At 65.7% G+C, this 22,584-nt stretch carries 19 protein-coding genes and 3 tRNA genes; 8 read left to right on the forward strand and 14 right to left on the reverse strand.

Annotation, left to right across the window (positions count from 1 at the left end):
- Positions 1-11 precede the first annotated feature (11 nt).
- The 5 genes from QX094_RS31240 to QX094_RS31260 all read left to right on the forward strand — a co-directional run bounded on the left by QX094_RS31240 (position 12) and on the right by QX094_RS31260 (position 5,267).
- Positions 12-1,430, forward strand: coding sequence for a circularly permuted type 2 ATP-grasp protein (locus QX094_RS31240; protein ID WP_315714726.1), 1,419 nt, complete (start codon positions 12-14; stop codon positions 1,428-1,430).
- 89 nt (positions 1,431-1,519) lie between these two features.
- Positions 1,520-2,464, forward strand: a complete 945-nt coding sequence (locus QX094_RS31245) for an alpha-E domain-containing protein (RefSeq protein WP_315714727.1) — start codon at positions 1,520-1,522, stop codon at positions 2,462-2,464.
- 171 nt (positions 2,465-2,635) lie between these two features.
- On the forward strand, positions 2,636-3,484 hold the full coding sequence (locus tag QX094_RS31250; protein WP_316175561.1) for a transglutaminase family protein: 849 nt from the start codon (positions 2,636-2,638) through the stop codon (positions 3,482-3,484).
- Positions 3,485-3,718: 234 nt separating this feature from the next.
- A complete protein-coding gene (locus QX094_RS31255) occupies positions 3,719-4,477 on the forward strand; it encodes a peptidase (protein WP_315714729.1) in 759 nt (252 codons plus the stop codon).
- A 34-nt stretch (positions 4,478-4,511) separates the two neighbouring features.
- On the forward strand, positions 4,512-5,267 hold the full coding sequence (locus QX094_RS31260; RefSeq protein WP_316175559.1) for an SDR family oxidoreductase: 756 nt from the start codon (positions 4,512-4,514) through the stop codon (positions 5,265-5,267).
- Between the two features lie 209 nt (positions 5,268-5,476).
- On the opposite strand, the gene QX094_RS31265 is transcribed toward QX094_RS31260, so the two are convergent.
- On the reverse strand, positions 5,477-6,703 hold the full coding sequence (locus QX094_RS31265; RefSeq protein ID WP_315749409.1) for an MFS transporter: 1,227 nt from the start codon (positions 6,701-6,703) through the stop codon (positions 5,477-5,479).
- A gap of 117 nt (positions 6,704-6,820) precedes the next feature.
- Here QX094_RS31265 and QX094_RS31270 point away from each other — a divergent pair, with 117 nt between their 5' ends.
- On the forward strand, positions 6,821-8,071 hold the full coding sequence (locus QX094_RS31270) for a NupC/NupG family nucleoside CNT transporter (RefSeq protein WP_316175558.1): 1,251 nt from the start codon (positions 6,821-6,823) through the stop codon (positions 8,069-8,071).
- On the opposite strand, the gene QX094_RS31275 is transcribed toward QX094_RS31270, so the two are convergent.
- The 3 genes from QX094_RS31275 to QX094_RS31285 form a co-directional block, all read right to left on the reverse strand.
- Positions 8,009-10,117 (reverse strand): acyltransferase family protein, encoded by a 2,109-nt coding sequence (locus QX094_RS31275; RefSeq protein WP_316188432.1) that lies wholly within the window; start codon positions 10,115-10,117, stop codon positions 8,009-8,011. The two genes, QX094_RS31270 and QX094_RS31275, sit on opposite strands and share 63 nt — an antisense overlap.
- Before the next feature lie 134 nt (positions 10,118-10,251).
- Positions 10,252-10,857 (reverse strand): cupin, encoded by a 606-nt coding sequence (locus QX094_RS31280; RefSeq protein ID WP_315749404.1) that lies wholly within the window; start codon positions 10,855-10,857, stop codon positions 10,252-10,254.
- Positions 10,858-11,067: 210 nt separating this feature from the next.
- Positions 11,068-11,352 carry an usg protein gene (locus QX094_RS31285; protein ID WP_315714735.1) on the reverse strand — a complete coding sequence of 95 codons (285 nt, stop codon included), beginning with the start codon at positions 11,350-11,352 and terminating at the stop codon, positions 11,068-11,070.
- 379 nt (positions 11,353-11,731) lie between these two features.
- On the opposite strand from QX094_RS31285, the gene groES reads away from it, so the two are divergent.
- On the forward strand, positions 11,732-12,046 hold the full coding sequence (gene groES, locus QX094_RS31290; RefSeq protein ID WP_315714736.1) for a co-chaperone GroES: 315 nt from the start codon (positions 11,732-11,734) through the stop codon (positions 12,044-12,046).
- A gap of 87 nt (positions 12,047-12,133) precedes the next feature.
- The gene (gene groL, locus QX094_RS31295; protein ID WP_315714737.1) at positions 12,134-13,774 is read left to right on the forward strand and encodes a chaperonin GroEL; all 1,641 of its coding nucleotides are present in this window, start codon (positions 12,134-12,136) and stop codon (positions 13,772-13,774) included.
- Between the two features lie 251 nt (positions 13,775-14,025).
- Here the strand turns inward: groL and lepB are convergent, their stop codons facing one another.
- The 10 genes from lepB to QX094_RS31345 form a co-directional block, all read right to left on the reverse strand.
- Positions 14,026-14,808, reverse strand: a complete 783-nt coding sequence (lepB, locus tag QX094_RS31300; protein ID WP_316185302.1) for a signal peptidase I — start codon at positions 14,806-14,808, stop codon at positions 14,026-14,028.
- Positions 14,809-14,966: 158 nt separating this feature from the next.
- Positions 14,967-16,310, reverse strand: coding sequence for an RtcB family protein (locus QX094_RS31305; protein ID WP_315749400.1), 1,344 nt, complete (start codon positions 16,308-16,310; stop codon positions 14,967-14,969).
- 234 nt (positions 16,311-16,544) lie between these two features.
- On the reverse strand, positions 16,545-17,117 hold the full coding sequence (locus QX094_RS31310; RefSeq protein ID WP_316185299.1) for a 2OG-Fe(II) oxygenase: 573 nt from the start codon (positions 17,115-17,117) through the stop codon (positions 16,545-16,547).
- Between the two features lie 53 nt (positions 17,118-17,170).
- On the reverse strand, positions 17,171-18,322 hold the full coding sequence (locus QX094_RS31315; RefSeq protein ID WP_316170273.1) for a slipin family protein: 1,152 nt from the start codon (positions 18,320-18,322) through the stop codon (positions 17,171-17,173).
- A gap of 354 nt (positions 18,323-18,676) precedes the next feature.
- Positions 18,677-18,742, reverse strand: a tRNA-His gene (locus tag QX094_RS31320).
- Between the two features lie 2 nt (positions 18,743-18,744).
- Positions 18,745-18,817: transfer RNA gene (locus tag QX094_RS31325), tRNA-Phe, on the reverse strand.
- A gap of 300 nt (positions 18,818-19,117) precedes the next feature.
- On the reverse strand, positions 19,118-19,654 hold the full coding sequence (locus QX094_RS31330; protein WP_316185297.1) for an HNH endonuclease: 537 nt from the start codon (positions 19,652-19,654) through the stop codon (positions 19,118-19,120).
- A gap of 39 nt (positions 19,655-19,693) precedes the next feature.
- Positions 19,694-19,768: transfer RNA gene (locus QX094_RS31335), tRNA-Asp, on the reverse strand.
- A 1-nt stretch (position 19,769) separates the two neighbouring features.
- A complete protein-coding gene (locus QX094_RS31340; protein ID WP_315749393.1) occupies positions 19,770-19,946 on the reverse strand; it encodes a hypothetical protein in 177 nt (58 codons plus the stop codon).
- 1,399 nt (positions 19,947-21,345) lie between these two features.
- Positions 21,346-22,521 (reverse strand): DUF2778 domain-containing protein, encoded by a 1,176-nt coding sequence (locus QX094_RS31345; protein ID WP_316185295.1) that lies wholly within the window; start codon positions 22,519-22,521, stop codon positions 21,346-21,348.
- Between the last annotated feature and the right edge of the window lie 63 nt (positions 22,522-22,584).

Here is a 22,584-nt window from a genome sequence, read left to right on the forward strand (position 1 = left end):
CACGGGCATCTATGGCAGTTGCGTTCGACGAAATGAACGGGCCGGGCGGCGAGGTCCGTCAGGCTTATCAGGAGCTGTCGCGGTGGCTGAAGGAAACGCCGCCGGAGGCGCTGGAGTATCGCCGCCACGAGGCGGAGCTGCTGTTCCGGCGAATCGGCATCACCTTCGCGGTCTACGGCGAGGCCGAGGCGCAGGAGCGGCTGATCCCGTTCGACGTGATCCCGCGCATCCTCTCGGGCAAGGAATGGACCCTGCTGGAGAAGGGACTGAAGCAGCGCGTCAAGGCGCTGAACATGTTCCTGCGCGACATCTATCATGGCCGGGACATCCTCCGCGCCAACGTCATCCCGGATGACTTGATCTTCCAGAACCCGGTGTTCCGCCCGGAGATGAACGGCCAGGACGTGCCGCACGACGTCTACGTCCATATCGCCGGCATCGACATCGTGCGCGTCGACGCCAACGACTTCATCGTGCTCGAGGACAACGCGCGCACGCCGTCGGGCGTGTCCTACATGCTGGAAAACCGCGAGATCATGATGCGGCTGTTTCCGGACCTGTTCGCGCGCCACCGCGTCGCGCCGGTCGAGCGCTATCCGGACGAATTGCTGTCGGCGTTGCGCTCGGTGGCGCCGCTCAGCGCCTCGGCCGAGCCGACGGTGGCGCTGATGACACCGGGCATCTACAACTCCGCCTATTACGAGCACTCGTTCCTGGCCGACAAGCTCGGTATCGAGCTGGTCGAGGGCCGCGACCTCATCGTCAAGAACGACGAGGTGTTCATGCGCACCACCGAGGGGCTGAAGCGGGTCGACGTGATCTACCGCCGCGTCGACGACGACTTCCTCGACCCCCTCACCTTCCGCCCGGACTCGGCGCTCGGCGTGCCCGGCCTGATGTCGGCCTATGTCGCCGGCAACGTGACGCTCGCCAACGCGGTCGGCACCGGCATCGCCGACGACAAGGCGATCTACTCCTACATGCCCGATGTCGTGAAGTTCTATCTCGGCGAGGAGCCGATCCTGAAGAACGTGCAGACCTGGCGCTGCCGCGAGCCGCAGGATCTGTCCTACGTGCTCGACCATCTCGGCGAGCTCGTCGTCAAGGAGGTGCACGGCTCGGGCGGCTACGGCATGCTGATCGGCCCGGCCGCGACCAAGGCGACCATCGAGGCGTTCCGCGACAAGCTGAAGCGCGAGCCGGAGGGCTTCATCGCGCAGCCGACGCTGGCGCTCTCGACCTGCCCCACCTGCGTCGCGTCTGGCCTGGCGCCGCGCCATGTCGATTTGCGCCCGTTCGTGCTGACGGGACGCGACCGCACCACCATCGTACCCGGCGGCCTCACCCGCGTGGCGCTGAAGGAAGGCTCGCTGGTGGTGAATTCCAGCCAGGGCGGCGGCACCAAGGACACATGGGTGCTGGATGAGTAAGCCTCGCCGCCCTCGCTTCACGCGCTTCGTTCCCGTGCATGCCTTCCCCGTCGCAGGGGCGGGTTCACATCGCACCTCATAGATTGCCCATGCTGTCGCGCACCGCCGAAAATCTGTACTGGCTGGCCCGCTACGTCGAGCGCGCCGAGTACCTCGCCCGCACCATCGACGCCACCCTGCGCGTCACGGCGCTTCCCGCGGCCTATATCGGCAAGACCAATGAGTGGGAATCGGCGCTGATGACCGCCGGCGTCAATGTCAGCTTCTACGAGCATTACTCCGAGGCCAACGAGCAGAACGTCGTCGAATATCTCTCGTTCAACCAGTCGAACCCGTCCTCGATCAAGAACTGCATCGAGGCCGCCCGCCTCAACGCCCGCTCGGTGCGGACGGCGCTGACGTCGGAGATGTGGGACACCCTCAACGGCTCCTGGATCGAGCTCCAGGAGGTCTGGAGCAAGGGCACCAAGACGCGCGAGGAGCTGGCGCGCTTCCTGCGCTTCGTGCAGGAAACCTCGCTGCGCTTCGACGGCTCGGCCTACCGGACCATGCTGCGCAACGACGCCTACTGGTTCTCGCGGCTCGGGCTGCATCTGGAGCGCGCCGACAACACCGCCCGCATCCTCGACGTCAAATATCACGTGTTACTGCCCGAGGAGGAGCATGTCGGCGGCCCGCTGGACTATTATCAGTGGACCTCGATCCTGCGTTCGGTCTCGGCGCTCACGGCCTATCACTGGGTCTATCGCGAGACGCTGAAGCCCTGGCTGATCGCGGACCTCTTGATCCTCAACGACACGCTGCCGCGCTCGCTGGCGAGCTGCTACGGCAACCTCGTCCGCAATCTCGACCAGATTGGCGTCGCCTATGGCCGCCAGGGGGCCGCGCAGCGCCATGCCCGCGGCGTCCGCAACCGGCTCGACCACTCCAACATGGACGACATTTTCCAGCGCGGCGTGCACGAGTTCATCCAGGAGTTCATCGCCGACAATTCACGGCTCGGAGAGATCATCACCAAGCAGTATCTGATCTGAGCGCCTGGAGCGCGGCGAATACGGCGATGGGCGGCCGTCGGACTGTGACTGCGAGACCACGTCCGGCACCCGGCCCCTGCCCTCCGCCCGAGGGATCCTCCTTCCCCCTTTCAGGGAGAGGTGAAACGAGCTACCGCGGACAGTACATCTGACGAAGACTGGTCGACCGCCATGCGCCTGCGTATCTCCCATTCCACCACCTACCGCTACGAGCCGGCGGCGACCGGCGCGATCCAGATCATCCGCATGACGCCCGGCAGCAATGACGGCCAATATGTGGCGGAGTGGCAGATCGACGTGTCGACCGATTCCCGCCTCGACATGCACGAGGACGCATTCGGCAACGTCACCCACGTGATCACGCATGGCGCGCTCGAGGACCTCACGATCACCGCCGAAGGACTGGTCGAGACCCACGACACCGGCGGCGTGCTGAAGGGAGCGGACGAACGCTTCCCGCCCAGCTTCTTCCTCCGGCAGACGCCGCTCACGGCCGCAAATGCGGCCATGGCCGCCGTCGTGCGCGATCTGCGCGCGGAGTCGGAGAGCGACGTACTCGGCCTCCTGCACACGCTGATGATGCAGGTCTACGAGCACATGACCTTCGACGAGGATCCGACCCACAGCGGCACCTCGGCGGCGGAAGCCTTCGTGCTGAAGCGCGGCGTCTGCCAGGACTATGCGCATATCTTCATCGCCTGCGCGCGCGCCGCCGGCATTCCCGCGCGTTTCGTATCCGGCCACTTCCTGCGTTCCGATGGTGCAGCGCACCAGGAGGCCGGCCATGCCTGGGCGGAAGCCTATGTACCGGATCTCGGCTGGGTCGGTTTCGACGCCGCCAACTGCATCTGCACCACCGACGCTCATGTCCGGGTCGCGATCGGGCTCGATTATCTCGGTGCGGCGCCGGTGCGCGGCACACGCTATGGCGGCGGCACCGAGACGCTCACCGTGAAAGTGAAGGTCGAGCAGGTCGGCCGCGGCGGTCCGTCGCAATCCCAGTCGCAGCGGCAGTCCTGAATTCTGGAACGCGCGCTCCACCCATGGTGTCGTTCCGGGGCGCGCGAAGCGCGAGCCCGGAATCCATCGGGTGGCAGAATGCACGGAGCGATGGATTCCGGGTTCGTCGCTTCGCTCCGCCCCGGAATGACGACCTTTTGTGGAGCGACCGCTCATTCCGGCTTCGACATTGGCGGGGGTGGACGGGAGGCCGATTTTCGCTAGTAATTCGCGCAATGGCTCGAGGGGACTGAGATGACCTATTGCTGCGGAATTCTGGTGCGTGACGGCCTCGTCATGATCGCGGACACCCGAACCAATGCCGGTCTCGACAACGTCTCGACCTTCCGCAAGCTGCACATCTTCTCCAATCCGGGCGAGCGCATCGTGGCGGTCGCCAGCGCCGGCAATCTCGCCATCAGCCAGTCCGTCCTATCGACCTTGACCGAAGGGATGGAAGACCCCGACACCGGCGAGGTCGAGACGCTGATGAACGCGCCGACGATGTTTCAGGCCGCACAGCGCATCGGCAAGGCGATCCGCATGGTGCACGCCACCGAAGGCCCGGCGCTGAAGGCCGAAGACATCTCGTTCGACGTCTCCTTCCTGTTCGGCGGCCAGATCAAGGGCTCGCGGATGCGGCTGTTCATGGTCTACACCGCCGGCAACTTCATCGAATGCACCACCGACACGCCCTATCTGCAGATCGGCGAGCACAAATACGGCAAGCCGGTGCTCGACCGCGCCATGCATTACGACGTCGAGCTCTACGAGGCGCTGAAGACGGGCCTGATCTCGATGGACTCGACGATGCGCTCCAATCTCGGCGTCGGCCTGCCGATCGACGTGCTGGTGGTGCGCGCGGAGGCCTGCGAGGCCGACCTCAATCATCGCATCGAGGCCGGCGAGCCCTATTTCCACGATCTCCGCTCGCGCTGGTCGGCGGCCCTGCGCGCTGCGCATAACAACATTCCAAGGCCGCCCTATAAGACTCAGAGCGAGTCAAAACACTGAAACTGCAAAACACTTGAACTGAAGGTGAGGAAACATGGCTGAAGCGGCAAAGAAGATCGCGCTGGTGACAGGCGCAGGCACGGGGGTCGGCCGCGCCGCATCGCTCGCGTTGATGAACTCCGGCTTCACCGTGGTGCTGGCCGGTCGCCGCAAGGAGATGCTGGAGGAGACCGCCAAGCTCGGCCCAGCCGGCATGAGCCTCCCCGTCTCCGCCGATATGATGGACCCCGCCTCGATCGCGGGGCTGTTCGACACCGTGAAGTCGACCTACGGCCGGCTCGACGTGCTGTTCAACAATGCGGGCATGGGCGCGCCACCGGTGCCATTCGAGGACCTCACCCTGCAGCAATGGCAGTCGGTGGTGGCGACCAACCTCACTGCGCCGTTCCTGTGCACGCAGCACGCCTTCCGCATCATGAAGGATCAATCGCCGCGCGGCGGCCGCATCATCAACAACGGCTCGATCTCGGCGCACGCGCCGCGGCCGTTCTCCTCGCCCTACACCTCGACGAAGCACGCGATCACGGGTCTGACGAAAGCGTCGAACCTCGACGGCCGCGCCTATGACATCGCGGTCGGCCAGATCGACATCGGCAACGCCGAGACGCCGATGACCGAGCGCATGGTCGGCGGCGTGCTGCAGCCCGACGGCCGCATGATGCCGGAGCCCCGCATGGACGTGAAGGCGGTCGGCGACGCCGTCGCCTACATGGCCGGCCTGCCGCTCGACGCCAACGTCCTGTTCATCACGGTGATGGCGACGAAGATGCCATTCGTGGGACGGGGGTGATCACTTCTTTCAGATCCCGCTCCCTGCTCTCTCCACTCGTCATTCCGGGGCGCGCGAAGCGCGAGCCCGGAATCCATAGCCACACGCGGTGGTGTGGCGCGAGATGGATGTGGCATTTATCTTCGTCACACGACGTCTCATGGTGATGGATTCCGGGCTCATCGCTGCGCGATGCCCCGGAATGACGGAGAGAGCGCGGCCGGCTCGCCCTACTCCAACCGCTCCACCTTCCGCAGCTCGGGAAACAGCTTCATCCACGCCAGCGCGATCGCGATGGTGCCGACGCCGCCGAGGATGGCGGCGGGCATGGCCCCTAGCAGCGCGGCGGTGACGCCGCTCTCGAACTGGCCGAGCTGGTTGGAGGCGTTGATGAACAGGAAGTTCACCGCGCCGACGCGACCGCGCATCTCGTTGGGCGTGGCGAGCTGAACGAGAGAAAAGCGGATCACGACGCTGACGGTGTCGGCGGCGCCGAGAACGGCGAGCGCAGCGACCGAGATCCACATCACATGCGAGACGGCGAACACGACCGTCGCCGCACCGAACACGATGACCGCCTGGAACATGCGCAGGCCGACGCGCCGCCGAATGGTGTAGCGCGCCAGCACCGCCGTCATCGCCAGCGCGCCGACCGCTGGCGCGGCGCGCAGCACGCCGAGCCCGAACGGCCCGGTGTCGAGAATATCGCGCGCGTAGATCGGCAGCAGCGCAGTGACGCCGCCGAGCAGCACCGCGAACAGATCGAGCGAGATGGTGCCGAGGATCGCCGGATTGGCGCGGATGAAGCGGACGCCGGCGAACAGATCGTCCTTGCTGCCCTCGAGCCGCTCGGCCGGCACGTCATCAGGCACCTGCATCAGGCCGGTCAGGGCCATGCCTCCGATCCAGAACAGCATCATGATGCCGTAGGGCACACCGGGCGCGACCGCATAGGCGAAGCCGCCGATCGCAGGCCCCGCGATGGTCGCGAGCTGCGCTGCACCGCTGGACAGCGCGCTGGCCCGCTGCAAGGTGCCGGACGGCGCGATCAGCGGCAGCAGCGCCGCCGTGGCCGGACTTTCGAAGGCGCCGGCAATGCCGAGCACGAAGACGGCCGCGAACAGCTGGAATTCGCCGAGCTGACCGGCGTAAGCGCCCCAGCACAGATAGAGCGCCGTCAGCGCCTCGACGAGCTGACAGAGCTGCACGACGCGCTTGCGCTGGAATCGGTCGGCGGCGCTGCCGGCGACGAACACCAGCAGTGCCGTTGGCAGGAACTGGATCAGCCCGACCATGCCGAGATCGAAGGCGCGCCCGGTCAGATCGTAGATCTGCCAGCCGATCGCCACCGCCGCGATCTGGCTCGCAAAGCGCGACAGGCTGCGGGACGACAGGAAGAACAGGAACGCGCTTTGCTTCAAGAGATCGCGCGCGCCGATCGGGACGGTGGACGACATGATGGCGCCTGCGTGACGCAGCCCTCACTGCTTGTCAATCGCGGGCCCCGCATGGCCGCGCGGCATTGCACGCGGCAGTTCCCTGCGCCCATAATGAAACGGGGTTCGGGGGATCTGATGCTTCAGCTGCAATCGGCGTTCGGGATAATCGCACTGCTCGCGATCGCATGGGCGCTCGGTGAAAACCGGCGCGCGGTGTCGTTGAAGCAGGCCGGGCTCGGGCTGGTGGTGACGCTCGTGACGGCCATTGTCCTGCTCAAGGTGCCTGCGGTCGCCCGCGCGTTCGGCGCCATCAACGACGTCGTGGGCGCCATCTCGTCGGCCTCCCGGGCCGGCACCTCCTTCGTCTTCGGCTATGTCGGCGGCGGCGCCCTGCCCTTCGAGCTGAAGGCACCCGGTGCCGATTTCGTGCTCGCCTTCCAGGCGCTGCCGATCGTGCTGGTCATGAGCGTGCTCACGACGCTCTTGTTCTACTGGCGCGTGCTGCCGCCCTTGGTGCGCGGCATGGCCTGGCTGCTGGAGCGCACCCTCGGCGTCGGCGGCGCGGTCGGCCTGTCGACCGCCGCGAATGTCTTCCTCGGCATGGTCGAAGCGCCGCTGTTCATCCGGCCGTATCTGGCGCAGATGACGCGCAGCGAATTGTTTCTCGTCATGACCGGCGGCATGGCCGGCATCGCCGGCACCGTGCTGGTGCTCTACGCCACGCTGCTGGCGCCACTGATTCCGGATGCCGCCGCGCATTTCGTTATCGCCTCGGTGCTCGGCGCGCCGGCGTCGATCCTGGTCAGCCTGATCATGGTGCCGGAGACGTCGAAGCAGCTCACCGGCGGCGCGCTCGGCGATCCCGGGACTCAGGCTACCTCGACCATGGACGCGATCGTCAAGGGCACCAGCGCCGGGCTCGAACTCCTGATGAACATCGTGGCGCTACTGCTGGTGCTGGTCGCGCTGGTGCATCTCGCCAACGCGATCCTGTCGCTCTTGCCCGCCATCGGCGGCGCCGACATCTCGCTGCAGCGGCTGCTCGGCCTCGTGATGGCGCCGGTGTGCTGGCTGATGGGCCTGCCGTGGTCGGAGGCCGTCACGGCCGGCAGCCTGATGGGCACCAAGACGGTGCTGAACGAGCTGATCGCCTATGTCGAGCTGGCCAAGCTCGATGCAGGCGCGCTCGATCCGCGCGCGCGGCTGATCATGCTGTACGCGATGTGCGGCTTCGCCAACTTCGCCAGCCTCGGCATCATGATCGGCGGCCTCGGCACCATGGCGCCGACCCGGCGCGACGAGATCAACGCGCTCGGCCTGAAATCAATCGTCTCGGGCACCCTCACCACCTGCCTGATGGGTGCGATCGTCGGCCTGCTGACGTGAGCTGAGCTCGGTCGTCTTCGGGAGAAGCAGCGGCGCGATCCAGGCCATCACGAGCTGCGAGCCCGCCGCCGTGAGATGCGCGTGGTCGAACGACAGCGGGACGTCTCCGACCGTGAGCGGACAGCGTCCGTTCTCGCAGACCGCCGACAGGATCGAGATGTAGGACAGGCCTTCGCTCGTCGACAGCGCCGCCTGCATCGCCTGATCCAGCGCAAAGATATCGGATCGGACGAACGCAACGGGATCCGACGCCATGCCGCGCAAGGTGGCGCGCGCCAGCATCGAGGGCAGCCGCGCCCGGAATTGCACGGAGGGACCGAGCAGCACCACCGGAATGCCGGCATCACTGAGCCGAGACAGGGTCGACCTGAGGTCGCGCACCATTCCGGCAAAGCGCGGCGATCGGGCATCTTCGAGCCAATCTGCTGACATCACCACCAGATCGGGCCGGTGCGCCGCGAAGTAGTCGCGCATCTGGGCCGCCAGCGCGCGGCAGGCGGCCACGCCCTGCGTCTCCGCGTTGAAGGTCGGCATGCAGGTGGGCTGGCTCGCCTGCATGATGTTGACGGTGTCCGGATCGAGCTCGGCCTTGAGGCCGTGGTAGTAGTGCGCAGCAAAGCTGTCGCCCCACAGCAGCAAGTTGGTCTTGCCAGGCACTGGACGGAGACAATCCTCGGGCACGCGCCCGTCCGGCGTCGTGAAGCAGGTGCCGTAGCGATAGACCGGCTTCATGTCGTAGGCGTTGTAGGCGTCCAGCCGCTGCGCCGCGCGGTCGGCGTCCGACACGGCGCCGGCGCGCAACAGACCCACGCCGCTGCCGGCCAGCAGCAGCAGGCTTGCCAGCGCCGCAAGACCGAAGGCCGCGCGCGGGGTCACTGCGAGTTTGCGATGGCGGAACGGCTGCTCGATGAAGCGCCAGGACAGCGTGGCGACTGCGACCGTGAGCGCGAACAACGCCACCCGCTCCCAGCCGTCGAGCGCGAGGCCGGGCTTGGCGAAGCGCGCGAAGGCGAACAACGGCCAGTGCCACAGATACAGCGAATAGGAAATGCGGCCGAAGAACGCCGCCACGCCGAGCGGCGATAGCGGGCTACGCGGCACGTTGGCCACGCCGGCGCCGCTCCACAGGAACAGCGCGGCACCAAGGCATGGCGCCAGCGCGTCGACGCCGGGGAAACCCGGTCCGGGGCGCAGCGCCAGAATCGGCACCGCCATCAGCAGCAGCGACAGCGCGCGGGCGCCGCGCCGTGCGAGACCAGGCCGCGGTGCGCGAAGGCCGGATATCGCGACCAGGCTGCCGAGCAGGAATTCCCAGGCGCGCGGCGGGCTGAGGAAGAATGCGCTCGCGGACGCGCCCTCGCGCATCAGCAGCAAACCGAGCGCGAACGAGCCGGCAGCCAGCAGCGCCAGCGTGAAAGTCAGCGCCAGCCTGCGGCCGCGCGCTATCAGCAACACGGCCCAGACCACGATCGGCAGCACCAGATAGAACTGCTCCTCGACCGCGAGCGACCAGGCGTGCAGCAGCGGCTTCTCCACCGCGGCGTGGTCGAAATAGCCCGACTGCTGCCAGAAGAAGACGTTCGAAGTGAAGGTGACGACGGCGGCCGCGGAACGGAAGAATTCGGCGCGCTCGGAGCCCAGCATGTCCTGCGACGCCGGGAGCGCCGCGAACGCCACCATGGCGTAGAGCGCCGGCAGCAGCCGCCGCCCCCTCCGCTCGTAGAATTGGACGAACGAGAAGCGGCCCGCCCCGATCTCCGCGGCGATGATGCCGGTGATCAGGTAGCCGGAGATGACGAAGAAGATGTCGACGCCGACGAAGCCGCCGAAGATCGCCGGCGCCTCGAAATGGAATGCGACGACGGAGAGCACCGCGATGGCGCGCAGCCAGTCGATGTCCTCGCGATGTCCTACACCCGAAGCCGAGCCGGCGCCCGCGCTGGCGAAGCGGGGCTGCGTCGATGCGCGCGTGCGAGGCGCGCGCGGGATCGTGGGAGCGAACTGGACGACGAAGCGCGGCAACGGGACGGGTACGCCTTTACGCAAGCCCGCGGCGAACACCTCTTACGGATTCGTCGCCGGCCCATCCGTCCCAGTGACGCGAGACCGGATGTCAACACACACGCGCGATGGGACCGCCGTCCATCGCACGCAAATGTTTCCATCCATTTCTGTCGGCTTTACGTCGACAGTTCGACGGTTTTGAAGTCGGCCGGCAGGATCACTTCCAGCAGCTCGACGTCGTCGGAATAGTCGAGGATCATGTGCCGGATCTTCGGCGGCTGGGTCCAGCAGCTGCCCTCCTGCATCAGCGTCTCGCCGACGCCTTCGAGGTAGCTCTTCACCCAGCCCTTGAGCACATAGACCATCTGGAAGTCGACCGCATGGGTGTGCAGCTTGGAGACTTCCTGCGGATTGCACGGCGGCAGCATGCGGATGACATGCGCGCGCGCCAAACCGTGCGTCGCGTCAGCGATGCCGAGGTCGCGGTAATGGGCATAAGCGCGCAGGCCGTCGGCCTTGAAGTCCTCCTCGCGGTGATGGCTGATCGCGACCTTCTGTTTGCGGCGGCGCGGCGCCGGCGCTGGTCGCCCCTTGCTCGCCAGCGCCTTGCGCGCCGACGGCGCAGCCGCCCGGCCCGGCTTGGCGGGCGTCTTCGCCAGCGGCTTGGCGCTAGTTCTCGTAACGGCCTTCGCCGTCGCCTTGCTGCTCTTGCCGGTCTTCAGCGCCGCTGACTTGGCGGCGGCGCGTGATGCGGGCTTGGTCGTCCGGCTCTTGGTGGCCATGGTGCTCTCCCTGCGTATCCTCGTCGCGAGGGTAGCACATATTGGAGAGTCCCAGCAGCCGCTCCAACAAAGGTCGTCATTCCAGGGCGTGCGAAGCACGAGCCCGGATTCCATTCCTCCGCGCGTTCTGCCGCCCGATGGATTCCGGGCTCGCGCTTCGCGCGCCCCGGAATGACACCGGTCATGAGGCGGCAGCGGTGGCTGTCAGCCTCAATGCAGCCGGAAGACGCCGTCGACGGCACGCAGCTCGGCCGGCTTGATGAGCTTGGAATGCGCCACCGTGACCGAATACAGCGGACCCTCGATCTTCTCCTGCCAGAACGCCAGGAAGTCCTGCAGCGCCGGGAATTTCGGAAACAGGTCGTAGTTCTGCCAGACATAGGTCTGCAGCAGCGAGCGATGGTCCGGCATCCGATACAGGATCTGCGCCGTCGTCAGCCCGTAACCCAGCACCTGTTTCCGAAAGTCCTCGGAAACCTCAACCTTCGACACCATGCCAACCTCCGTTTCTGGAGCGCATGTCCGTGTGGCTATCCGGGATGGAGCCACCCGGCAAAGATGCGCTCACTGCCTAGAAATGTGACGCATGTCCTCAACCCATCTCAAGCTTAAATGTTTAACGACATGTTGAAAAATGCTGCATTAGCAGCCACTTAGCCCAGGTGCTAATACGGGGTTTCATGGTTCGTTCCGCTCCCGTTAACGCTATCGGAACGCTTTGGCAGAGCCCGCAGTTGACTGCTAATTTTTCTGCTACAAGCCCTTGCCCGGCTGAATGCTCTCCCCTAAATCCAGCCTGCGTGCTGGCACTCGCCGGCGCCGACTGCCAAATTTCCAGAAACTGACAATCGCCTCAATAGCTTAGGAGGACTGTATGGCTTTCCGTCCGCTTCACGACCGCGTCGTGGTCAAGCGCATCGACGCCGAAGAGAAGACCGCTGGCGGCATCATCATCCCCGACTCGGCCAAGGAAAAGCCCTCGCAGGGCGAAGTGATCGCGGTGGGCCCGGGCGCCCGCGACGAGAGCGGCAAGCTGGTCCCGCTCGACGTCCAGGTCGGTGATCGCGTGCTGTTCGGCAAGTGGTCGGGCACCGAGGTCAAGATCGACGGCCACGAGCTGCTGATCATGAAGGAAAGCGACATCATGGGCGTGCTCACCGACACCGCGTCGAAGAAGAAGGCCGCCTAAGCCAACCCGCTCAACGCTCACCCTGAGGAGCGCCTGCGGGCGCCCTGTCCAGGGTGAGACGACCAATTCAACTCAGGGAAACCCAATATGTCAGCAAAAGACGTAAAGTTCGGCGTCGACGCTCGCGACCGCATGCTGCGCGGCGTGGACATCCTCGCCAATGCCGTCAAGGTCACGCTCGGTCCGAAGGGCCGCAACGTCGTCCTCGACAAGTCGTTCGGCGCGCCGCGCATCACCAAGGACGGCGTCACCGTCGCCAAGGAGATCGAGCTCGACGACAAGTTCGAGAACATGGGCGCGCAGATGGTGCGCGAGGTCGCCTCGAAGTCCGCTGATGCGGCCGGCGACGGCACCACCACCGCGACCGTGCTGGCCCAGGCCATCGTGCGCGAAGGCGCCAAGGCGGTTGCCGCCGGCATGAACCCGATGGATCTGAAGCGCGGCATCGACCTCGCGGTCGAGGCGGTCGTTGCCGACCTCGTCAAGAACTCCAAGAAGGTCACGTCGAACGACGAGATCGCCCAGGTCGGCACCATCTCCGCCAACGGCGACGCCGAGATCGGCAAGTTCCTCGCCGACGCCATGAAGAAGGTCGGCAACGAGGGTGTCATCACCGTCGAGGAAGCCAAGTCGCTCGAGACCGAGCTCGACGTCGTCGAGGGCATGCAGTTCGACCGCGGCTACATCTCGCCCTACTTCGTCACCAACGCCGACAAGATGCGCGTCGAGATGGATGACGCCTACATCCTGATCAACGAGAAGAAGCTGTCGTCGCTGAACGAGCTGCTGCCGCTGCTCGAGGCCGTGGTGCAGACCGGCAAGCCGCTGGTCATCGTCGCCGAGGACGTCGAGGGCGAGGCGCTGGCTACGCTCGTCGTCAACCGCCTCCGTGGCGGCCTGAAGGTCGCGGCCGTCAAGGCTCCGGGCTTCGGCGATCGCCGCAAGGCCATGCTGCAGGACATCGCGATCCTGACCGGCGGCCAGGCGATCTCGGAAGATCTCGGCATCAAGCTCGAGAACGTCAACCTCTCCATGCTCGGCCGCGCCAAGAAGGTGATGATCGACAAGGAGAACACCACGATCGTCAACGGCGCCGGCAAGAAGGCCGACATCGAGGCGCGCGTTCAGCAGATCAAGGCGCAGATCGAGGAGACCACCTCGGACTACGACCGTGAGAAGCTGCAGGAGCGTCTGGCCAAGCTCGCGGGCGGCGTCGCGGTGATCCGCGTCGGCGGCGCGACCGAGGTCGAGGTCAAGGAGCGCAAGGATCGCGTGGATGACGCGATGCATGCGACCCGCGCGGCTGTCGAGGAAGGCATCCTGCCGGGCGGCGGCGTCGCCCTGCTCCGGGCGTCCGAGCAGCTCAAGGGCCTGCGCACCAAGAACGACGACCAGAAGACCGGCATCGAGATCGTGCGCAAGGCGCTCTCCGCCCCGGCCCGCCAGATCGCGATCAACGCGGGCGAGGACGGCTCGGTCATCGTCGGCAAGATCCTGGAGAAGGACCAGTACGCCTATGGCTTCGACAGCCAGACCGGCGAGTACGGCAACCTGGTCTCCAAGGGCATCATCGACCCGACCAAGGTGGTTCGCGCCGCGATCCAGAACGCCGCCTCCGTGGCTGCGCTGCTGATCACGACCGAAGCCATGGTCGCCGAGCTGCCGAAGAAGAACGCCGGCGGCCCCGCGATGCCTCCGGGCGGCGGCATGGGCGGCATGGACTTCTAAGTCCGACGCTTCGTCGCAGACGACAATTGCAAAACCCCGGCAGCGATGCCGGGGTTTTCGTTTGTACTGGAATTGTCGAATCGCCAGCCTCGGTTTCGGGCTCGTGCCCCGATGCATTCAATGCGTAGTTCGGATGAGCGCACGCCGCATCCCGAAGGGCGCGGGCGGAAGCGACATCCGGGGTCTCACGAACCGCGCCGGTGATCCCGCATGTCGCTTCGCTCATGCGGGGCTACGGGTTCGCGTCCGCCCTACTTCACCATCGTCCCGATCCGCTCGAAACGGATCCGGCCCGGCTCGCCTTTCTCGGCGCGGGCGGCGGAGAAAAAGATCATGGCGGCGCGGCCGATCACGTTCTCGATCGGCACATAGCCGATCTGGGACAGGACGCGGCTGTCGGTCGAGTTGTCGCGGTTGTCGCCGAGCATGAACAGCCGGCCGTCCGGCACAACGAAGACGTTGGTGTTGTCGAAGAAGCCGTGGCTGACGCAATCCAGCGTCTCGTAGCTCACGCCATTCGGCAAGGTCTCGCGCCAGCGCGTGACGCGCTCGTTCGCATCGCCCCCGCAGGCCGCCTCTCCGGTCAGATCCTCGACGCGCTCCCGCTCGACGGCCGTATCGTTGATGTAGAGCACTCCGTCCTTCATCTGGACGCGATCGCCGGGCAGTCCGACGACGCGCTTGATATAGACGGTCGCATTGTCTTTCGGCAGGAAGAACGCGACGACATCACCGCGCGCAGGTGTCGCGCCCCAGATACGCGCCGACGGCGGCAACGAGGAAGGCCATGACAACGGCCAAGTGAAGCGGCTGTAGCCGTAGGGATATTTCGACACGAAGAAGACATCGCCGACGCGAAGCGTTGGAATGTTCGAGGATGAAGGAATGTTGAACGGCTGATACAGGAAGGAGCGGATCAGCACCGGCGAGGCCAGCAGCAGGCTCAGCAGCGCGAAGCCCGCGATGAAGATCGCCGCGATCGCCCACCACGGCTCGCGCTTCGGCCCGATTGCACCCGCATCCAGGCTCGTCATCGCGTCTCCCCCCTTCTTCACAGCCTGAGGATGATGGAAGGCCCGGCCATGCGCAATCGCCAAATGAACCGGCGGCCACGCGGCCGCTGATCACCTCCGGCGCCTGCCGCCCCGTCAACAGGAGGCCGCCCGTGGGCGACCTCACCGATTTGGAGTCTTCACCGCCCCTTCCGCCACGGCGCGTCGGCTTCCCAGTCACCGGCCATGATCGAGCCGTAAGGGATCACCTCGTCGGTCACCTCGCCGAGGCCGTAGCGTGCGATCTGCGCCCGTACCGACGCCGCGTTCTTGTAGGCCTGCGGCAGCTCCGACAAATCAGGCTTGCCGCAATAGAACCGCGCATCGATGCCCTCGGGCATCTCCGGGCGATGCGCGCGCAAAAACGCCTTCCGACCGAGATTGCGGCCAGCGCCGTGCGGCGCGAAGCCGAGCGCATCCTTGTTGTCGCGATGCTTCAGGATCAGCACCGGCTCGGCCATGTTGAGCGGCACGATCGTGCGTCCGTCATCGTCAGCCGAGAAGCCGGACCAGTTCGGCGTCGCCCCCTTGCCGTGGTAGAACAGGCCGTCGCTCTTCTGGAAGACGAAGTTGTGCTCGTTCCAGAACCGGTCGGCGACGGCGTTGCCGAGCTTCGCCGCAGCGAGATCGTGAATCGCGTGGTGATTGGCCCTGGTCCACAGCCGCGCGACCTGCAACGCCTCCCAATAGGCGCGGCCGTCGTCGCTCGACGCCTTGATCCAGGCGCTGTGCTCCGGGACCTTCGGCGCATGGATCGCGGTGTGCCGCTTCGCCACCGCCATGCCGCGCTTGTAGAGCTGTGCGCCGAAGCCGCGCGAGCCGTGATGCGTCACCAGCGCCGCCTGCCCGGTCGACCTGAGATGGCCGACATAGGCGAAGTGGTTGCCGTCGCCCTGCGTGGCGAAGTGGCCGATCGCGAAGCGCTCGAGCCCCTTCAGGAAGGGATTGGCCTCGAACCCTGCCATCACCTCGTCGGGCGGCTGATGCAGCCGGTCGCGTCCGCCGGGACCGAAATGGGTCACGGCGTGAACCGCATCGAGAATGCGCTTGGGATCGTCCTTGCGCGCGAACACCGTCACCGCCACCGAGCAGCAAATGTCGGAGGAATGGAAGCCCGGATGGATCGCGTCCTCACAGGCGACCACGCCGCCGACCGGGATGGTGCCGAGCGCCGTTCCCGACGGACAGGCGTCCGGCATCACGGCGCCGGCTACGATGGTCGGCACCCGCATCAACGCATCCATGTGCTGGGTCACCGCCGCGACATTGGCGCGCTCCAGCTCGTTGTCGGCCTCGATCAGCATCGCGAACGGCACGCCGTTGGTGCGCATCAGCGTCTCCGCCGGCTGCAGTTCCTGCAGCGCGGCGAAGATCGCGTCATCATCGGCGCCATCGGCCCGCATCGCATTGGCCGTCGCCAGTCCCTCCTTGAACCAGCGACCGGGCTTGAAGCCCCAGGCGATCAGGGTGTTTCCGTCGATCATCTTGCTACTCTCACATGTCCAGCCGGAGCTTTGTCGTGCCCCGATCCACCTGCGTTCACCTCGCGGGATGCCGCCCGTGGGCGGCTCCCTCCACTGGTCGACGACGTCACGTTCGTACGAACGCAGCGCCGATGAGCCGACGGCTCCGTCCGCGAGGGCGCAGGCGGGAGCGACATCCGGGGGGGGCTCACGAGCTTCGCCGGAGAACCCGCATGTCGCTGACGCTCGTGCGGGCTAAACGTTCCGCCGATACATCACGTCGGTCCGCAGCACGTATTTGCGGCCCTTCGTCACGGGATCACCACGATGCATGATCGGGTGCTGGAACAGCAGCGCCATGCCCCTCTCCGGCGTGATGAGCAAAGGACCGTCCGGCATCCGACCTGTGTCGTCGCAAAACGACGTTCTGCCACCCTCGAAGTCATCGTTGAGATAGACCATGAAGGTGAACTGGCTGCGCTCGCCATTGTCGCGCTCGAAATGACCGTCGCGATGCCAGTCGAACTTTTGTCCGACGTCGTAGCGATAAAGTCGCAACCGTTCGTTCAGCCCGACCGGCGTCCAGCGATGCTGAAACGAGGGCGCCAGATGCACGGCGAGCCGCTCGTAGAGCTCTCGTGCACGATCGGCATCGTCAACGATCACGCGGTCGTTGTTGCGATGATCCTTCACGCCGCGAGGCGCAAACAAAGTCGCCGCCTCGAACCCCATCGATTCACCCATGCGAATGTATTCCTCGCACTCAGCAGCGCCGAAGAAATTCGAGATCGTCTCGATGTTGTCGGCTCGCCAGGTGATATCAGTCATCGCTCGCTCCTCCATGAGATTGGAAGCCGCCCGTGGGCGGCCTCTCTTATCGGTCACGCCGCATCCGGCGCCTTCAGCCGGACCAACCGCGTCAGCAGCGCATCGAGGCCGGCGCCGTCGCCGGCATGCAGGTCGATGCGGCCGACCTTCTCGACCAGGCGCTCCAGCGACTCCAGCTCCTTGAGCCGCAGCAGCAGCGGGTTCTCCTCCATCAGCCTGGCGGTGTTCAGGAGCGAGCGCGTCGCCGCGGTCTCCTCCTGGCGACGGATCAGGTTGGCCTTGGCCAGCCGCTCCGCCTCCACCACCTTGTTGACGAGCTCGCGGATCTCGCCGGGCAGGATCACGTCCTTCACGCCGAGCTCCGTCACCTCCACGCCCGAGCCGCCGAGCCGCGCGCGCACGTAGTCGCGCAGCTCGGCATCGAGCGAGGCCTTGGCGGCCAGCACCTCGTCGAGCGTGCGTGACGCCACCGCCTCGCGGATCGCGAACTGCACCAGCCGGTACAGCCACGCATCCACATCGGGCGTGGTCGCGACAGCCGCCTCCGCGTCGGCAATCCGCCGGAACGCCGTGAGCGTCACCCGCAGCGCGATGCGATCCTTGGTCAGCATCTCCTGCGCGGTGATCTCCAGCACCGTGGGCCGCATATCCAGGCGCTTGACCTCGATCTTGCGGCCGACCGCCCAGAAGGCGTGCCGGCCCGGCGCCAGCCGCTCCGTCAGCTTGCCGTCGACATGGAGCAGACCGGCCTCGTGGTTCTCGACCACGACCTCGGTCACAACGCTCGGCCGGTTACGCTCGATCATCGCCAGATGCCGCGCGCTCACACGCACGTCGCTTGCGATGTCGATGCGCTCGACCTCGACCTGCGTCGCCACCTTCCAGTAGACACGTGTCTGCCACGGCGTGAGCAGATGCGTCGGCCGGCCGTCGAGGCTGACGATCGCGATCTCGTTCGCGCCGGTCTCCACGGCCTCGAAGAGTTCGGCGGCGAGATCGGGCCGCGCGGCCTTCAGCACCGCGTAGCGCTCGGCCGGGTATTCGGCCCTGACCACGTCGTACACTTGCACCATCAGCCGGTGCAGCGGATCGAGCAGCGCATGACGGCCAGGACCGAGCACGCGCACGAGCTGGCCGTCACGCCACACCAGCGCCCGCTCGCCATCCTCCACCGTCACGGTCTTCGTCACCAGATGCCAAGTCACAACACACTCCCACAGCTTGCGTCCGGCCCATCGGCCGAAACGCGATTCATTGATCAAAGGACGTGAGGACCGGACGACGCTTCCTGCGTGAACCGAGCGGACCGAGGCTTGAGCATCTGACGATGCCGGGCGCACGCGCGCGGTCACACGAGCTATCAGCCCGAGCGTCCTTGCGCAGCCTTCCCGGCATCTTCAGACGCGGTATCCACCGCGGCACAGAGCCGGTTCTGCAGTGTCTTGATCTGGTCGAAATGCCCTAGAACTTTCTTCTTGGGCAAAACGGCCGGACCGCGACTGAAGCGCGCGTCCGGTCCTCGTCAGAGGCGATTAGCTTTTCAGGCTAAACCGAAGCGCTGGAGCGGGAGTCGAACCCGCGACCCGATGATTCACAGTCATCTGCTCTACCTAACTGAGCTATCCTTTGGTGGTGTCGATCGGAATCGAACCGATGCCTTCGGGCCTTCAACCCGACGCTCTCCATGAGCTACAGACTCCTTGTTCTTTGCGACGACGGAACACGGGACCGGACACCGGCCGCGCCAGTCGGGATTTCAGCGAGCCCGAACCAAAGTCATCACGAAGGACCGTGCTACTACACACAATCAACGGCACGCGCAAGACGTAGACATCGATTATTTTCGAACGATCTCATTCCGTAACTAATCGTCTACATATCGATCTACTCATAACGACGTCGCTCGCATGCAAATGCGGGCGACGCAATTTCGTAGCCCGGATGTCGCTTACGCCGAGGCCCGTTGGACCTCGGCGCACGCTCATCTGGGCCACCTCTCCTCACCGCTCCAGCTCCACGTCCCAATAGAGATAATCCTGCCACGTCTCGTGCAGGAATCTCGGCGGAAACAGGCGCTGCGCGGCCATCAGCTCGTGCCGCGTCGGCTCGAAGGGCGGCCGTCGCGGCTTGAGATAGCGCCGGTCCTTGCGCGCGTTGCATGGACTGCAAGCGGCGACGATGTTGGTCCACGACGTCTCGCCGCCATCGGCCCGCGGTACCACGTGGTCGAACGTCAACTCGCCGTGCAGATAGCGGCCGCCGCAATACTGACATTCGAAGCGATCGCGCAGGAACACGTTGAACCGCGTGAAAGGCACGCGCATCGCGGGCCTGACGTAGTTGCGCAGCGCGATCACCGCCGGCAGCCGCATGGTGACGCTCGGGCTACGAACGACCCGGTCGTATTCCGCGACGACGACGTGAGAGCCGCTGACGACTACCCTGATCGCATCCTCCCAGCTGACCACTGACAGCGGGAAGTAGCTCAGCGGCTGGAAGTCGGCGTTGAGAACCAGCGCCGGATTTGTTGCTGACATCGTCGACCTCCTCTCTTCGCTTCAACCGCCTGGTCGTTCTGGCGCCCATGGCGGGAATCGAACCCGCCTTCCCGGATCGACGGTCCGGTCCCTTCGCCAGATGGGGACATGGGCCTCATGGTCTACCCGGCGCACCGCTCGACGCTCGCCGGCCATCGCGCCCGCCGTCCACCGCGTGCGGATGAAACGCGTCCGGATCGGTGCGATTGAGGTAGTCGAGATAGAGCTGCCGCGCGCGCGCCTCGGTCACGCCTCGGCACGTCATGACGATGCGCACGAAAGCTGCTGCCACCGGTGAATCCAGTGCGCGCGCAATGTCGCAAGTCTCGGGATCTTCGCCTGACGTCCGGGTCATCCAACCCTCCGCTTGGTGCGCGGAGGGTGCAGTCCCGCCGCTGTTATGCTCTTGCTGAAATCTGGAGCCCCGGTCGGGCCAGGATTTTCACGAGATCGCTTGGACCCTGACAGGCGACGCGCAGACCCGACCAATCGCTCGACCGATTAAAGGGTCGTTCGTTGGTGGCGGCGTTCGCGAGATGTGAGCGTAGGCTCAACACGGTCGTAGTCCTCAAGAGCGCGCCGGTGATGATCGGCGGCCGATTGCGATGGGGCAGAGCTATGCGCAGAATTTTCCGAAACCGTCAAGACCAAAGCGTGAAGCGATGACGTTGCCGGCTTCCGCAATGCGACGGATCTGCAACAGCCGGACTGCTCGTCGGGCAAATCAGTTGCGCATTTTCGCGCACGACAAGAGCACTGTCGCCCGCTCGAACGATCGAAGACGCGCGCGCGCGAAGGCTGATTTGTTGAGCCGGGTCAATCAGATCGCCCCGCTCGCCTCCTGTGCCCCGCATTTTCTTGTTTCCAAAAATCGGAAATCATGCATTCTATGCCGGTCCCGCCCTCATGAGAGGGGCGCTTCGCGATCGTCATGAACGTGGAGGGCGGGATGCGGTGGGCGCGTCGGGTTGCAGCGTGATCTGATCATGCGGACGAACGATCCGGCGCGCACGGCGAAGTCGTGATGTCCTGACACCCCGATGCTGGTGTCAAGGTCGAGGGAGACGAATGCTCCGACCGATGGTGGCCAGAAAGCCCGGCGCACCAGGGAGACCACGTATAAGCCGTAGGTCCATCGCGCGGGGAATGCCGGATGATGCGGCTGAACCTGTGGTGACTGCCGCCTGCTTTCTTTGTTGCAGGCGGGCCATGGGTGAGGCCCTCACCCGGCATTCCCCGCGCCCTCTCCTGATTTTCGAGGGCGACGTCGCTGGCAAGCCTCGGGCGTCGTTCGCCGCGAGAATGCGATGTCGTGTCCAGGAGTGTTCGAGCTGTGTATCCGTTTTCCCTTCTTTCCGTGCGATCGCATGAAGCGGTCGCCCGGAGCGACGCCGATCCCGAAGCCGCATCAGAAATCGTGCGCTCGTGACTGCACGGCAGCCGGCGGATTCTCGATCTTGTAGCTCTAAAAGTGCGTGCTCTTGGAGATTGGGAGATCGGACGAGCGCTGCAAGTGAATGCGCCCTCTCCCACAAGGGGAGAGGGCGCTGTATCGCGCAGCGTAGTAGTTAGCGATATAGCACTCGTGCGACGGGAATCACGGCGCACCTTTGCACGCCCTACAGTTCGGAACTACTGCTGAGTGTGTGAGGGCGACCATGCAGATCCCACCTCAACGCCTCCCGTCCGGCTCACTCGATGCGGGCGAGCACGGCGAGCTTGCGGATGCCCTTGTTCTTGTAGGCATCGAGGAACGCATAGTAGTCGCGGAACGAGACGCAGCCGTTGGAGTCGCCGTTCGGGCCGAGCATGAAGGTGTGCGCGAGCAGGCCGTTGCGACCGTGGATGGCGTCCTCGCCGCCGATCGGGTTGAGCCGCAGCGCCGGCACGCCATGGAACAGCGCCTCGCGCGGCTTCAGCTCGTAGATGTGCGGCGGGGTGACGCCGCGCATCTTGATCTTCTCCGAGCTCGGCTTGTCGAGGTTGTCGCCGAGGCCGGAATGCGCCTCGAGCTTGGTGCCGTCGGGCAGATACACCGCCTTGGCCGAGATGTCGTACACGGCCGTGCTCAAATCGTACGGCGGCCGGCCGCCGCGGGTCGGATCCTTGGCGATGCTGGCAGTGATGTTGGAATCAGCCGAGGCATAGGCCAGGAGCCCGCCATCCTGGTTCTCCGGCTTGCCCCAGAGCTTTTCCTGGATCGAGTGGCGCTCACCCGCGATCGACAGCACCGCCGCCTTGGCACGCTCGGTCATCGCGCGCAGCGAGAAGCCGCTGCTCTTCGGCGCATTGGCCTCGGCAGCCTGCGCCGGCGTCGCGGGCTGCGCGGCCGGCCTGGTGTTGGCGAGCGCCAACTGCATCGGCGGCCGGGCATCCTTCTTCGACGCCTCGGCGACCTTCGCAGGCTCGGCCGGCTTGGCCTCGGCCGACTTGGTCTCGATCTGCCTGGTCTCGATCTGCTTGGGCGCGGCTTCGGCGAGCTTGGGCAGCGGCGGCGCGCCGTTCGCGGCGTTGGAGGCGACGCCCTGCGGCACGGCCGCGCCGAAGCGGTCGTTGAACATCTGCGGCGTGATGGCGGCGGCCGTGGTGACGGGCGGAGATTCCGGGAATGCCGAGAAGGCCTCACCCACAGCATCGGAGGCGCTGCGCGTCGCAAGCCGCGGCGCCGGGCGCACGACGGGCTCATCCTGCTCGATGCTGCCCAGGGTCGGATAAGCGTCGGCCGCGATGATCTTGGTATAGACCGTTACGGCGCAGCCCCCGATCAGGCATGCGATTGCCGCGCCACCGATCAATTTGTGAGAGAACGCGATCAGGGAGGACTTCCTGCGATTTCGTGCGGCCAACGCAGCTCGACTGTTACTCATTCACTCACGCCCGAACGAATACTCGACAACTCTCGCTCGATGCGCCACGGACACCCGCTTTGC

This window comes from Bradyrhizobium sp. SZCCHNS1050, assembly GCF_032484785.1.
Classification (GTDB): Bacteria; Pseudomonadota; Alphaproteobacteria; order Rhizobiales; family Xanthobacteraceae; genus Bradyrhizobium.